Annotated in this window: 12 protein-coding genes; 6 read left to right on the top strand and 6 right to left on the bottom strand. The window is 73.5% G+C overall.

Annotation, left to right across the window (positions count from 1 at the left end):
* Positions 1 to 36: 36 nt before the first annotated feature.
* From CLT72_RS08375 to CLT72_RS08385, 3 genes are all read right to left on the bottom strand, one after another.
* Positions 37 to 969, bottom strand: coding sequence for an HNH endonuclease (locus CLT72_RS08375; RefSeq protein ID WP_101415034.1), 933 nt, complete (start codon positions 967 to 969; stop codon positions 37 to 39).
* A 203-nt stretch (positions 970 to 1172) separates the two neighbouring features.
* Entirely contained in the window at positions 1173 to 2162 is a 990-nt protein-coding gene (locus CLT72_RS08380; protein ID WP_101415035.1) for a DUF559 domain-containing protein, read from the bottom strand.
* A gap of 337 nt (positions 2163 to 2499) precedes the next feature.
* Positions 2500 to 2739: a winged helix-turn-helix domain-containing protein gene (locus tag CLT72_RS08385; RefSeq protein WP_101410549.1), complete on the bottom strand. Its 240-nt coding sequence runs from the start codon at positions 2737 to 2739 to the stop codon at positions 2500 to 2502.
* Between the two features lie 316 nt (positions 2740 to 3055).
* Here CLT72_RS08385 and CLT72_RS08390 point away from each other — a divergent pair, with 316 nt between their 5' ends.
* The 3 genes from CLT72_RS08390 (at position 3056) to CLT72_RS08405 (ending at position 5079) form a co-directional block, all read left to right on the top strand.
* Complete coding sequence (locus CLT72_RS08390; RefSeq protein ID WP_396802032.1) at positions 3056 to 3349, top strand: DivIVA domain-containing protein; 294 nt, start codon at positions 3056 to 3058, stop codon at positions 3347 to 3349.
* A gap of 270 nt (positions 3350 to 3619) precedes the next feature.
* On the top strand, positions 3620 to 4633 hold the full coding sequence (locus CLT72_RS08400; protein ID WP_199184518.1) for an ADP-ribosylglycohydrolase family protein: 1014 nt from the start codon (positions 3620 to 3622) through the stop codon (positions 4631 to 4633).
* A gap of 107 nt (positions 4634 to 4740) precedes the next feature.
* Complete coding sequence (locus tag CLT72_RS08405) at positions 4741 to 5079, top strand: hypothetical protein (RefSeq protein ID WP_144082218.1); 339 nt, start codon at positions 4741 to 4743, stop codon at positions 5077 to 5079.
* Between the two features lie 12 nt (positions 5080 to 5091).
* On the opposite strand, the gene CLT72_RS08410 is transcribed toward CLT72_RS08405, so the two are convergent.
* Entirely contained in the window at positions 5092 to 6717 is a 1626-nt protein-coding gene (locus CLT72_RS08410) for an ABC-2 transporter permease (protein ID WP_101410557.1), read from the bottom strand.
* Positions 6714 to 7670 carry an ABC transporter ATP-binding protein gene (locus CLT72_RS08415; RefSeq protein ID WP_101410559.1) on the bottom strand — a complete coding sequence of 319 codons (957 nt, stop codon included), beginning with the start codon at positions 7668 to 7670 and terminating at the stop codon, positions 6714 to 6716. The genes CLT72_RS08410 and CLT72_RS08415 overlap by 4 nt, the downstream gene beginning before the upstream one ends.
* Positions 7671 to 7777: 107 nt before the next feature.
* On the opposite strand from CLT72_RS08415, the gene CLT72_RS32210 reads away from it, so the two are divergent.
* On the top strand, positions 7778 to 8656 hold the full coding sequence (locus CLT72_RS32210; RefSeq protein ID WP_199184519.1) for a TetR family transcriptional regulator: 879 nt from the start codon (positions 7778 to 7780) through the stop codon (positions 8654 to 8656).
* Positions 8657 to 8698: 42 nt separating this feature from the next.
* On the opposite strand, the gene CLT72_RS08430 is transcribed toward CLT72_RS32210, so the two are convergent.
* Positions 8699 to 10492 (bottom strand): ABC transporter ATP-binding protein, encoded by a 1794-nt coding sequence (locus tag CLT72_RS08430; protein WP_101410561.1) that lies wholly within the window; start codon positions 10490 to 10492, stop codon positions 8699 to 8701.
* Positions 10493 to 10571: 79 nt separating this feature from the next.
* Here CLT72_RS08430 and CLT72_RS08435 point away from each other — a divergent pair, with 79 nt between their 5' ends.
* Positions 10572 to 11009 (top strand): MarR family winged helix-turn-helix transcriptional regulator, encoded by a 438-nt coding sequence (locus CLT72_RS08435; RefSeq protein ID WP_250100883.1) that lies wholly within the window; start codon positions 10572 to 10574, stop codon positions 11007 to 11009.
* A 199-nt stretch (positions 11010 to 11208) separates the two neighbouring features.
* Entirely contained in the window at positions 11209 to 12993 is a 1785-nt protein-coding gene (locus CLT72_RS08440) for an N-acetylglutaminylglutamine amidotransferase (protein WP_101410563.1), read from the top strand.
* Positions 12994 to 13031 lie beyond the last annotated feature (38 nt).

Below are 13031 nucleotides of genomic sequence, written 5' to 3' on the forward strand. Positions count from 1 at the left end.
CTCCCCGGTCGAATGACACTCAACCTCGGCTATGGGTCAGGCCGCCTTGTAGACGGTGTCGAGGTGCCATTCCAGGAACTCTGCGTTCGGTCGGTCGGCCCGGCGATCTGGAACAGCTATCTGCTCACCCGCCTTGGCATAGAACTGCTCGCCGTTGCCGAACTCGCTGCGAAGCCGAGGGCTGACCACGAGTCGGTACCTGGGATCCACGCCCAGGTAGCCCTTGTCGAAGAGGATGTGCACGTCGGATTTCAGGAGCAGGCCGTTGTCCAGGCGGTGCTCGCCGCCCCTCGGCAACGGTCGGATGTGCGCGGCCTGCAACACCGGTTGGACCCTGTTGCCGGTGACCGCGCAGCGCCGGCCGTACGCCCCGAGCACCACGGCCTTGAACGACTGCTGGCCCAGCCGCTGTGGCACCAACCGTGGATCTCCGTAGACCGGACCGGGCCGATGCCAGGGTTCACTCAGGTCGAGTTCGAAAGGCGTGCCGACCAGGCGATGGATGAGTAGTTCGAAGTAGTCGCCCCAGGCGACGTCCGCAAGGTCGTACGTCTTGCCCTGAACCACGTTCGACTTGAACTCCGGCGGCGGGCCGACAGTGGACTCGTCCGAGAAGAAGCTGGCGTCACGCACGAAGATGCAGCCGATGACGGGGTCCTCGTCGGGTGCGATCGGCTGCCTTCGGTAGCGGCCGACGCTGCGGCGCATCTCGTCGATGCTCGCCGCGCCGTTGGCCTCCCCGAACAGCTCCCATGCCTCGGAAATTCGCAGTTGGGTGAAGCCGCTGAAAAAGCCGCCACCGATGACGCGGTTGAGCGGATGGTGCGCCTTGAAGAAGAAGGGTTCTCCAGGTGTGAGGGCCCGAAACCCGCCGCCCGACGGGCGCCAGAAGTTGACCTCGTTGAGCTCGGGGCGGGCAGCCAGGAAGCGGTACCACTTCTCGTCCGTAACCCCCACGAAGGCCTTCACGCCGACAACCATTCCTTCACGTTGGTCTCCGCGCCACCCCCGAACAGCCGACGCCTCACAACTTCCGACGTGGGGCGCGCACGCCGGATCATTTCCGTGATCAGTTGATGGACAACCGGAGGGTGGGGATCAGGTTCACCGGTTCCTCATCAAATGATCGTGGTCGGCAGAGCCGTGCGGGGAGCGGCCACCTTCGGCACGGCTCATTCGATGAGGAGTCGCCGCCTCAACCCGGGGTCGGGCGCGAAGTCCTGCCTCCGGCGGGTCGCGAGGATCGCGAGCGTCTCGCGACGTACCTCGTCGGGTTCGTGGAACAGGCGGCGATGCGTGAAACGGACGACGAGAACGCCCCTGGCCGCCAACAGTGCGTCGCGTCGCAGGTCGATCTCGCGTTCCCGCGGGTCGGCGTGGGTCGTCGCGCCGTCCAGCTCGATGTCGACCAGCTCGGCCTCCGCGAACAGGTCGAGGTAGACGATCCGTTCACCGAGCCGCACCCGCGCCTGCCGTTGGAACGCCGGCATTCCCGGCCCGACGAAGACGTGGTCGTGTCCCCAGATCTCCAGCTGACTGCGGCAGCCGGCGGCGAGCCGGTCCAGCAGCCGGCGTAGCGCGGCGCGTTCCGCCAGCTTCGGCGCGGTCGTCAACGCGGCGGCGATCCGCTGCGGGGTGGTCAGGCGGTCGTTGACCGCCCCGATGAGGGTCGCCGGCCGGTCCACCGGAGGCAGCAGCGGCCACGCGTCGACGAGCGTCCGGTCCAGTCGGGTGACCGGCACGCCGTCGCGGATCTGCGCGTGAGGTGGCTCCGGGGCGAAGCACCGGCGATGGTGTACGACCAGGTGCGGCCCGCTGCGCAGCCCCGCACCGGTCGACACGTCGAGGTGTACCGGTTCGCCGGGCGGCTGACTGCGCAGCTTCCACACGTCCAGGGCGCTGAGGTGGCTCAGCGCACCGCGCCCGCCCGCGTAGGCCACGGCTGCCCGGCGGGCCAGGACCGGGGTGACCCGGGCCAGCGGCGGCGCGCCCTCCCCGCTGTCGACCAGGGCGGCGTCCACGTAGACCCCGGGCAGAAGCCGGAACAGGCGTCCGGAACGCGACGCGTCCTCCAGCACCCAGCGCGGGAGCACCTGTGCGGCGGCGCGTCGGGTGACGAGCCCGCCGTTGCCCTCGACCAGGGCCCGCAGCACGGAGTTCACGCCGCCGACCGTGCCGCACACGGCCACCGCCCGCCACGTGGACCCCCCGAGCGCTGTGGACAGCAGTGCCGCTGTGGACAACTCCCACCCGCATCCGCAACCGTGCTATGGCGCCGATGATCGTTTGTCACTCACCCGGAAGCCGTCCACCACTTTGGCCGGGCCTACCTCAGATGATCGTGCCGCCACTCGCCGCCAGAGGACATCGGTGGGCGGTGCACAGTGGTGCCAGGCCCCGGCGCACCATGGAGAGCCTCGGCCCACCGGATGCCGAGTGCCGGGTGCTGGCTGCCGAGCGCCGGATGCCGGGTTCATCGTGCAGCGCAGGGGCAGCCGATCAGGGCTCCCGCATCCAGAGCTTCGGATCGGTTACGAAGACACCCTTGCCCTGATGTCGCCGGATGACGCGCAGGGCCTCAAGTCGGGCATAGGCCATCTGCACGGTCCCGTGACTCACGCCGTAGCTCTCGCGCATCTCGGCGATCGAGGGCAGCTTGTCCCCCGGCTTCAACTTCTTGGATCTGACGTCGACGATCACATCGTCGGCGATGCGCCAGTAATCCGGCACTTCTCGCATGGCACTCCTCGCGTGGCAATCCGATTCGATCACACCGCGACGCGCCCAACAAGCAACGTTGACTCATCTGACATGTCTAGTTATGTTGATTGAGAGCCGCTCCTCGCGTGGCAACGAGTTCGGCTCATCCCCCTGGTCGGGGCGGGTGTGTGTGCCCGTCCCGGCCCCGTCCGGCTGCTCTGCTGTCGTACCGCTGAATCGGGCTGCGGCGGCCGAGCGGGCGGGTCGTCCGCGACCCCCGCGCGGGCGACCCGCCCTTCCAGACCCCACCGCGCGGAGCCTGCGCGCTCCCGCCTGCCCTGGAGAGAGGATCGTCGTGGCTCAGGTGTATCGAGGCGGCCAGCCCTACCCAGCCGGTTACCCGGGCCGGTTGACGCCGCACGAGGTGCGGACCCGCGAGTTCGCCGCGCGCCGGCGCGGCGTCGACCCCGTGGAGGTACGCGAGTTCCAGGCCCGGGTCTCCGACGAACTGGCCATGCTCAACGAGACGGTACGGCTGCTCAGCCAGGAGAACGACCGCATCAAGCGGGCGCTGCGCGACTGGCAGATCATGCACGCGCGGAAGTGCCGGCCGCCGGAGGAGCACCACCGCAACGCCGGCCACTGGTGACGGCGCGCCCCTCCCCCGGCGACCTGCTCGTCATCGACGGCCGGGCCTCGGTGCAGTTCGCCGGCGACCGCGCCCTGACCTTCCGCGTCGTCTCGCTCTGCGACCAACCGACGTACGCCGGCTGGATCTGGCTGGCCGGCTACGTCCTGGACCGGCGTGGCGAGGCGACCGTCAAGCGCGAGATCTACGTCCAACTCGCCGGCCTCCGTCCGGCCACGGGCTCTCCCGCCCCGAGGCGGCCCCGTGCCACCCGCTCCTATGCTTCACGGTGTGACCAAGGTGACGGCGCAGCAGCTCGCGACCGCTCGGGGCTGTGTGCTCGGGCTGATGCTCGGTGACGCGATCAGCGCGGTGGGTGGCGAAGTGCCGGCGTCCGGGCCGCTACCGGCTACCACTGCCGGGCAGCTCGCCTGCTTCACCGTCGACGGCCTGATCCGCGCCCACGTCCGGCACCGGCACCGGGGCATCTGCCACCCGCCGAGCGTGGTGTGGGAGTCGTACCGGGGCTGGGCCGCGATCCAGGGCGTACCCGGCTTCGAGGTCGGCGGCGAAGGCAACGGGCCGCGGGGCTGGCTGGTGCGGGTACCGGCGCTGGCCGAGCGGCGCGGGTCTGCGCCGGCGACGGTGGCGGCGCTGCGACGGCGCGAGATGGGCACGATCGACGAGCCCAGCGGTACGAGCACCGGGGCGCACGCGCTCACCCGGACCCTGCCGGTCGGCCTCTACCCGTGCGAGGCGGCGGAGATGGCCGCCCTCACGCACGCGGGCGACGCCGTCGGCGCCGCCGGGCTGGGTGGTGCGGTGGTCCGTCTGCTCGCCGCGGGACGTCCGCCCGTCGAGGCCATCGGGAGCGTGGCGTCGGAGCCCGGGAAGTGGCCCGAGGCCGCCGAGCGGTCCCTGGTTCCGGCCCTGACGGCGGCCCGGTCGGGTCCCGCCTCGCGGGGTGAGCTGGCGCGCCTCGCCCCTGACGCGCGGGCGGTCTCCGCGCTGGCCGGCGGCGTCTACGCCGTGGCCTGCTTCCCGGGCCGGGAGACGGTACGCGAGGCGCTCCTGTTCGCCGCCTCGGCCGGCGACGGTGGCCATGCCGTGACGGTGGCCGGCGCCCTGCTCGGCACGGCGCACGGGCCGGACGCGCTCCCCGTCGACTGGCTGTCCCGGTTGGAGCTGGCCTGGACGGCCGACACGCTGGCCCGCGACCTCGTCACCGAGCTGCACGACAGCCCGTCGGGGGGCGAGTACTTCCCCCCGACCGATCCGCACTGGAGGACCCGCTACCCCGGCTGACGTGCGCGTCGCCGCCGGTCTCCGCAGCCCGGAGGAATCGCCATCGCTGCTGCCGACCGGCGCAGGGACCAGTTGCGCCTCCACAGGTGCAGTCGGCGCCGATCGGCTTGACCCTCGAGTCGGTCGAGACCCGAGATGCGGTCGCTGACGAGGTGGCGGGGGACCACCGCGCGCTGGCCGCCGTAGCCGACCTCAGCGACGAGCGCGTCCAGCGGCACCACGCTTCGTTGCGGGTCCGCGCCCTGCTGCCGTCCCTGCACCTCAACCTCGCCGACGCGTACCGTCGCGCCGGCGACGTGGCCCGCGCCCGGGAGCACCTGGCGCTCGCGGCGCCCCTGGCCGCGGAGTTGCCGGACGACGGGTACGGCACGATGATCCGCGACGCGGTCACCCGGGTGGCCGCGCGGCTCGACGCCGGCTCCCGGGAACCCCTCGCCGCCTCCTGACACGCGCCCCCGTCAGCTCGGGACGTCGCGGCGGCGGAAGCCGGCCATGCCGGCCGCCAGCAGCGCCGCCGCCACCGCCGTCAGCACGGCCAGCGGCAGCACCGCCGGGTCGACCGCCGGGGCCGACGGCACATGGGTGTACGGCGACAGGTTCAGCGCCGCCTGCGGCAGGTCGAGCACCGCGCCGAGCTGCCCGAGCAGCAGGAACACGATCAGCGCCGCCCAGGACAGCGCCGCCGACCAGCGGGGCAGCAGCCCGAACAGCGCCGTCACCACCCCGACGACCACGAGCAGGGCCGGCAGCCGCACGAGCGCCGCCCCGCCCAGCTCGACGGCCCGGCCGAGCGGGTCGCCGGCGACCAGGCCGTAGCCGAGCCCGGTGGTGAGCCCGCCCAGCAGCACCAGGGCGAGCGCGCCGAGCGTCGCCGCGGCCACCTGGGTGACGAGCCAGCGGGTACGCCCGACCGCCGTGGCGAGCACCGCCTCCAGCAGCCCGTCGGCCTCGTCGGTGCGCGTGCGCAGCAGCGCCTGCACCACGTACGCCCCGATGGTCAGCGCGAACAGCCCCAGCATCGCCGCCAGGTACGCGTCGATCAGCCGCGCGCCGCCGCCCATGGCGCTGATGGCCTCGGCGGCGGCGGGGTTCTCCTCGATCATGGCGTTGAACTCGTCGCCGGCGACGCCCATCGAGAACCCGAGCACCGCCACCCCGACCGCCCAGCCGAGCAGCGCGCCGCGCTGCAACCGCCAGGCCAGCCCGGCGGGGCTGAGCAGGCCGGGCGTGGCCGTGGCCGGCCCGCGCCGGGGTGCGACGAGCCCGGCGCCGATGTCGCGCCGCTCGGCGAGGGCGTACGCGAGCGCCACGCCGGCGACCAGCAGCGCCACGGGCGGCGCCAGCGTCCACCAGCGTTCGCCGTCGAAGGCACGCACCTGGTTGCCCCAGCCGAGCGGCGAGAGCCAGGACGGCCAGGCGCTGACCACGCGCAGGCCGCCGTCGGTCTGCTCGCCCAGCACGTCACCGGCGGCGCGGAGCAGGAAGGAGATCCCGACGGCGGCGGCGGCGAGCGCGTTGGCGCCCCGGGAGGTGACCGACAGTTGGGCGGTGACGGCGGCGACGCCGGTGAACGCCACTCCGACGCCACCGATGGCGGCGGCCGCGGCGACGGAACCGGCGAGCGGCAGCCCGGCGCCGGCCAGGGCGGCGGCGAGCAGGACGGTGGCGGCCACGTTCGCCGCGACGATCACCAGCAGGGCGGCGGTGAGCAGCGCGTACCGGCCGACGACGGAGGCGCCGAGCAGCTCCGCCCGGCCGGTCTCCTCGTTCTGCCGGGTGTGCCGGACGACCGCGAAGGTGCTCAGCAGCGCGGCGAGCAGGGCGAGCGTCACGTACGTCTCGGCGACCACCACCGCGCCGAGGTCGGTGCCGGCGATCGGCCCGTTGAACGCGCGGGCGACCAGGCTGGAGGCCGACGTGCCGGCGTAGCCGACCCGGGCCGCCTCGTCCGGGTAGAACTCCTTGACGCTGCCGGCGAGGGCGTAGCCGAGCAGGGGCGTGCCGAACACCCAGATGGCCAGGCGGACCCGGTCGCGGCGCAGCACGAGGCGGGCGAGCCGCCCGGTGCCGGTGAACGCGCTCACCGGGCACCCGCCGGCCGGTCGGCGGTCGGGCGGTCACCGTCGGCCGGGCCCGCCACGGAGGCGCGGGCGGCGCGCTCGTCGCCGTAGTGGCGCAGGAACAGCTCCTCCAGGGTGGGCGGGGCGCTGGTCAGCGCGCGTACGCCGAAGCGGACGAGGTGCCCGAGCAGCTCGTCGAGGTGGGCGGGCTCGACCTCCAGGTGGGTGCGCCCGTCGACCTCGCGCACGTCGTGCACGCCGGGCAGGGCGTCCAGGCCCGTCGCCGGCCGCGCGGTCTCGACCGTGACGGCCGTACGGGTGAGGTGGCGCAGCTCGGTGAGGGTGCCGGACTCGACGGTGCGGCCCTCGCGGATGATGCTGACCCGGTCGCAGAGCGCCTCGACCTCGGCCAGCACGTGGCTGGAGAGCAGGACGGTGGCGCCGTCGCGCTTGAGCTGGCGGACCTCGTCCTGGAACACGGCCTCCATGAGCGGGTCGAGCCCGGAGGTGGGCTCGTCGAGCACGTAGAGCTCGACGTCCGAGGCGAAGGCGGCGACGATGGCGACCTTCTGCCGGTTGCCCTTGGAGTAGGTGCGGCACTTGCGCGTCGGGTCGAGGTCGAAGCGCTCCAGCAGGTCGTCTCGGCGGCGCCGGTCGAGGCCGCCGCGCAGTTGGCCGAAGAGGTCGATCGCCTCTCCGCCGGAGAGGTTGGGCCACAGGTTCACGTCGCCGGGCACGTACGCCAGCCGGCGGTGCAGGGCCACCGCGTCGCGCCACGGGTCGGCGTCGAAGACCCGCACGTCGCCCGCGTCGCGGCGCAGCAGGCCGAGCAGGACGCGGATGGTGGTGGACTTGCCGGAGCCGTTGGGGCCGAGGAAGCCGTGCACCTCCCCCGCCTCGACCGTCAGGTCGAGCCCGTCGAGCGCGCGGACGCTGCCGAACGTCTTGACCAGGTCATCGATGGAGATGACGGGCATGACCCCTCCTGCCGCTGACGGTGCTGACGACCACACTGTACTGACCGCCGGTCAGTCGAATCAACAGTGACGCCTCCCACCGGTCAGACGCCGCTAGGCTTGCCGCCATGACCGTCGAGGCGCCCGACGACACCCGCACCAGGATCCTGCGCGTGGCGCTCGACCTGTTCGCCGAGCACGGCTACCAGCGCACTCCGCTGCGCCAGATCGCCGAGCGACTGCGGCTGACCAAGGCCGCGATCCTCTACCACTTTCCCAGCAAGGAGCACCTGCTCACCGCCCTGATCGAGCCGCTGGTGTCCGACCTGGAGGCGCTGCTGGACGCGGCCGAGGCGGGGCCACGCGAGCGGGCCCGATGGGCGGTGGTGGAGGGCTGGGTGGGCACCATGCTGGCCCACCGCCGCCCGCTCGGCATGCTCTTCCACGACATCGCGCTCATCACCCGGGGCGACACCTTCCATCGCCTGATGCGCATCGCGATGCGGGCCAACGAACTGATCGCCGGACCGGACGCCGGACGCCGGGAGCGGGTGCGGGCGGTGCAGGCGGTCGCCATGTGCAGCGACCCGATCGTCTTCTTCGCCGACGTGCCGGACGCGGTGCTGCGGGCGGACATGCTGGACGGCGTGCGCCGACTGCTCGGCGATCCGGTCGACCCCGGCCCGGCCGACGGCACGGGCACGTCGGGCGGCACGGGCACGTCGGGCGGCACGGGCACGCCGACAGCCGGTGGTGGCGCGGGCACGGCGGCCGACGGTGGCGCGGATGCGCCGGCTACCGGCGGCGGCGAGGGTGCGCCGGCTTCCGGCGGTGCGGCGAGGGGCCGGCGCCGCCCCGGACGGCCCCGGGCGATGGGTCCGGAGCAGGTCGAGACGGCCCGGCGGATGCACGCCGAGGGCCGCCACTCAGCGGACGAGATCGCCGCCGCGCTCGGGGTCTCGCGGGCCACCCTCTACCGCCACCTCGACCCGGCCGGCGCAGAATAATGAGACAGATATTGCGACGGTTTTGAGACCGAGGTGCCGCAGTCAGGCGGCGAGGGTGGCGTAGCGGCCGGCCCGCTCCAACAGGCTGTCGTGGCTGCCGGACTCGACGATCCGGCCGTGGTCGAGCACGGCGATCTGGTCCGCGTCGCGCACGGTGGAGAGCCGGTGCGCGATCGTGATGGTGGTACGGCCCCGGGCCACCTCGTCGAACGCCCGCTGCACGGCGCGCTCGGTCTCGGTGTCCAGCGCGCTCGTGGCCTCGTCGAGGATCAGGACGCGCGGGTCGCGCAGCAGCGTACGGGCGATCGCGAGGCGCTGCTTCTCGCCGCCGGAGAAGCGGTGCCCCCGGGAGCCGACGACGGTGTCGTAGCCGTCGGGCAGCCCGGCGATCAGGTCGTGGATCTGGGCGGCGCGGGCGGTGTCCTCGATCTGGGCGTCGGTGGCGTCCGGGCGGGCGTAGCGCAGGTTCTCCCGCACCGTGGTGTGCAGCAGGTACGTCTCCTGGCTGACCACGCCGACGATCGCGGCCAGGTCGGCCAGGCGCAGGTCGCGCAGGTCGACGCCGTCGATGCTGATCCGGCCGCTCGTCGGGTCGTGCAGGCGGCTGACGAGCGCGGCCAGGGTGCTCTTGCCGGAGCCCGTCTCGCCGACCAGGGCCAGGCCGGTGCCGGCCGGCACGTCGAGGGTGATCCCCGCGACGGCGGCGGTGTCGCTGCCCGGGTAGCTGAAGGTGACGTCCGTCAGGCGCAGGTCGCCCCGCACCCGGCGGGGGTCGACATCGACGGGCTCGGCGGGGTCGGCCACCTCGACGGGCAGGTCCAGGTACTCGAAGATCCGGGCGAACAGCGCCAGCGAGGCGGTGACGGAGACGCCCACGTTGAGCAGGCCCATCAGGGGACGGAACAGCCCGCCCTGCAACGCGGTGAAGGCGACCAGGGTGCCGATGCTGAGCGTGCCGGCGGCGCCGGGCAGGCCGGCACTGAGGTAGATGACCGCCGGGATGGCGGCGAAGACGACGCTCATGGTGGCCATCCGCCAGCGGCCGGCGAGTTCGGAGCGCAGTTCCAGGTCGACCAGGCGCTCCGACGAGGCGGCGAAGCGGGCGGCCAGGGCGGGGCCGGTGCCCAGCGTCTTGGCCAGGTGCACGCCGCTGACCGACAGCCCCTCCTCGACGGTGACGTTGAGGTCGGCGAGTTCGCGCTGGCGCTGCGCGGTGATCTCACGGCGCAGGTGGGCGACGCGGCGGGTCAGCCAGATGGCCGGCGGCAGCACGACGAGGGAGACCAGGGAGAGCCGCCAGGAGAGTGCGACCATGGCCGCCGTGGTGGCGACCACCGTGGTCAGGTTGGCCGCGATCGAGGTGGCCGTCGAGGTGACCACGCTCTGCATGCCGCCGATGTCGTTGGTGATGCGCGACTGCACCTCGCCGGTGCGGGTGCGGGTGAAGAACGCCAGCGACTGCCGTTGCAGGTGGGTGAAGACGTCGGTGCGCAGCCGGTGCATGACCTGCTGGCCGACCCGGGTGGAGATCCAGGTCTGCGCCACGCCGAGCACCGAGGTCACGGCGGCGACGGCGACCATGCCGGCCACCAGCGCGACCAGCAGCGTCAGGTCGCGTTCCGGCAGGGCCCGGTCGATCACGGCGCGCAGCAGGAAGGGCGAGGCCATGGCGAGCACCGAGGAGACCACGATGATCGCGGTGACGGCGGCGAGGGCCGCCCGGTGCCGGGCGAACAGGGCGCCGATGCGCCGCAGGGACACCTGGCGGGCCTGGGCCTTCTCGGCGGCGCTGACCTTGTGTGGGCCGCGGTCGCGGCGGGCGGGGACGGGTTCCAAGGCGTACTTCCTCACGTCGGAGATGCTGAGGTTTCCTCAACATGAGGGAGCAACAGCTTCCGCTGCTACCGTATTCCCCGTGACGGCAGACACGCACCACAGCGACGACGGCGGCGAGGACGGGCTCGCCGAGGCGTTCTGGGCGGTGAGCCGCCGGCTGCGCCACCGCACCCGCGAGGCACTCGCGCCCTGGGACGTCACGCCCGCCCAGTCCCGGGCGCTCGGCGTACTCAACCGGCACGGCGCGCTGCGGCTCAGCGCGCTCGCCGAGCACCTGCGCATCGCGCCGCGCTCCGCCACCGAGGTCGTGGACGACCTCGAGACGCGCGGGCTCGTGCGGCGCCGGCCCGACCCGGCGGACCGGCGCGCCACCCTGGTCGCGCCGACCGAGGAGGGTACGCGCACCGGCGCCGCCATCCGCGCCGCCCGCCGGGCCGCCGCCGAGGAGCTGTTCGGGGGCCTCGCACCCGCCGACCGGGAACAGCTCGCCCGCATCCTGCGTACGCTGCGCGACTGACGCAGCCCGGCGGGCCCGCGCCCACCGGCGACCGCAACCGGGTCCCCACCCGGGTTTGTCGCCTCCGGCGGCGGGTAGCCCAACCGCCCGTCCTGCGGACGGGACCGGGCCCCCGCGAGCGGCGGTCCGGCGCAGCCACGACGCCGACGGGAGTGATCACGGTGGGTCCGACGCCCCGCAAGCCCGGTGACCACTGACGATGTGCGGCATCAGCGGCGAGGCGAGGTTCGACGGATCGACGCCGGACGCCGACGCGGTGACCCGGATGACCGAGGCCATGCGCTCCCGGGGCCCCGACGGTGAGGGCCTGTTCGACGACGGCTGGGTAGTCCTCGGGCACCGCCGCCTCACCGTCATCGACCTCACCGAGGCCGGCTCCCAGCCGATGGTCCGCGACGACCTGGGGCTGGCGCTGGTCTTCAACGGCTGCGTCTACAACTACCCGCAGCTGCGCGAGGAACTGCGCGGCGCCGGGCACACCTTCCACTCCACCAGCGACACCGAGGTCGTCCTGGTCGCGTACGCGCAGTGGGGCGAGCGTTTCGTCGAGCACCTGGTCGGCATGTTCGCCGTTGTGCTCGTGGACCGGCGGCAGCGGCGGCTCGTGCTGGCCCGCGACCGGCTCGGCATCAAGCCGCTCTACCTCGCCGAGTCACCCGGCCGGCTGCGCTTCGCCTCCACCCTGCCGGCGCTGCTGCGCGCCGGCGACGTGGACACCTCGATCGACCCCGTGGCGCTGCACCACTACCTCTCCTGGCACTCCATCGTGCCGGCGCCCCGCACCGTCCTGCGCGGCGTCCGGAAGCTGCCCCCGGCCACCGTGCGCGTCGTCGAGGCCGACGGGCGCAGCCGCCAGCACGTCTACTGGCGGCCCGACTACGTCCGGGACCCCGCCCACGCCGGCATGGACGCCGGGGACTGGCGGGCCGCCGTCGGGGACGCGCTGCGCGAGGCGGTACGGCGGCGGCTCGTCGCCGACGTCCCCGTCGGCGTGCTGCTCTCGGGCGGCCTGGACTCCAGCATGATCGTGGCCCTGCTCGCCGAGGCCGGGCAGCAGCACCTGCGGACCTTCAGCATCGGCTTCGACAGCCGCGGCGGCGAGGCCGGCGACGAGTTCCACTACTCCGACCTGGTGGCCCGCGCCTTCGGCACCGACCACCACCGCATCCGGCTCGCCGACGACGACCTGGTCCCGGCCGTACGACGGACCGTGCACGCCATGACCGAGCCGATGGGCAGCCACGACGTGGTCGCCTTCCACCTGCTCTCCGAGCAGGTGGCCCGGCACGTGAAGGTGGCCCAGTCCGGCCAGGGCGCCGACGAGGTCTTCGCCGGCTACGGCTACCACCAGCCCCTGACGCGGGTGCCCCTCGATGGCGCGACGGCGGCCTTCGCCGAGGCGTTCTTCGACCGCGACCACGCCGAGCTGAACCGGGTGGTCGACCCCGCGTACGCCTGCGACCGCGACGCCAGCCGCGAGCTGCTCGCCGCGGACCTGACCGCGCCCGGCGCCCAGACGGCGCTGGACGCGGTGCTGCGCCTGGACACCCACCTGATGCTGCCCGACGACCCGGTCAAGCGGGTGGACAGCATGAGCATGGCGTGGGGGCTGGAGGTGCGCACCCCGTTCCTGGACCAGGACCTGGTCGCCCTGGCGGCGGCCTGCCCGCCCGAGCACAAGGTGGCCGACGGCGGCAAGGGCGTACTCAAGGCGGTGGCCCGTCAGGTGCTGCCCGCCGAGGTGATCGACCGACCGAAGGGCTACTTCCCGGTGCCGGCGCTGCGCAACGTCGACGGCCCCGTACGGCAGCTCGTCGCCGAGGCCCTCGCCGCGCCCGCCGCCCGCGAGCGCGGCCTGTTCCGCCGCGAGTACGTCGCCGAGCTGCTGGCCGAGCCGGACCGGGCGCAGGCCGCCGCCGGCAGCAACAAGCTCTGGCAGCTCGGCCTGCTGGAACTCTGGCTACAGTCCCACGACATCCGCTGACCACCCCGCCCCGGGCGGCGTCATGGCCGCGGGACGGC

It is taken from the genome of Micromonospora sp. CNZ309 (assembly GCF_002846525.1).

Bases quoted from the DNA above. Each gene is read 5' to 3' on its own strand.
- CLT72_RS32210 (WP_199184519.1), top strand. From the start codon at position 7,778: ATGACCGTCGAGGCGCCCGACGACACCCGCACCAGGATCCTGCGCGTG.
- CLT72_RS08385 (WP_101410549.1), bottom strand. From the start codon at position 2,739: ATGCGAGAAGTGCCGGATTACTGGCGCATCGCCGACGATGTGATCGTC.
- CLT72_RS08415 (WP_101410559.1), bottom strand. From the start codon at position 7,670: ATGCCCGTCATCTCCATCGATGACCTGGTCAAGACGTTCGGCAGCGTC.
- CLT72_RS08440 (WP_101410563.1), top strand. From the start codon at position 11,209: ATGTGCGGCATCAGCGGCGAGGCGAGGTTCGACGGATCGACGCCGGAC.